Source organism: Bradyrhizobium sp. NBAIM08 (assembly GCF_020193935.1).
GTDB classification, from domain to species: Bacteria; Pseudomonadota; Alphaproteobacteria; order Rhizobiales; family Xanthobacteraceae; genus Bradyrhizobium; species Bradyrhizobium yuanmingense.
Genome location: NZ_JADYVR010000475.1, coordinates 1 through 436 on the forward strand (window position 1 = coordinate 1; position 436 = coordinate 436).

A 436-nucleotide genomic window follows, 5' to 3' on the forward strand; every position below is an offset into this window, starting at 1 on the left:
ACACAGGTGCCTGGAGCGGCGCCGAGGTGTCGCTGATGCGCGTGCTCGCCGGGGTGCGAGACGCCCACCAGGTGACCGTTGCCTGCCCATCCGGCGGGCCGCTGGCCGACGCCGTGGACCGGGCCGGAGTGGAGCACCTTCCGCTGCCCGCCGTGGATGCAAGCCTCCGCCTCCATCCGGTGCAGACCCCGGTCGGGCTCGGCCAGCTCACGGCCGCCGGCCTGGCGCTGGCGCGGGCCTCGCGGCGGACGCGCCCGGATGTGATCCACGCCAACACCCCGCGCACCGGCCTCATGGCCGCCGTCGCGCGGCTGCGGGGAGGCGCGCCGTTCGTCGTGCGCGCTCACGAGCATCTGCCCCCCACTCCCGTCGGACGGGCGGTACGCAGCGTTCTCGGCCGCAGCGCCGAGGCCATCGTGGCCAACTCCGACTACAC

At 75.7% G+C, this 436-nt stretch carries 1 protein-coding gene; it reads left to right on the forward strand.

Annotated features, from left to right (window positions below; genetic code table 11):
• Positions 1 to 35 precede the first annotated feature (35 nt).
• Positions 36 to 436: glycosyltransferase (locus tag I6F37_RS40510; protein WP_249795464.1), on the forward strand; the 401-nt coding region annotated here is incomplete at its 3' end.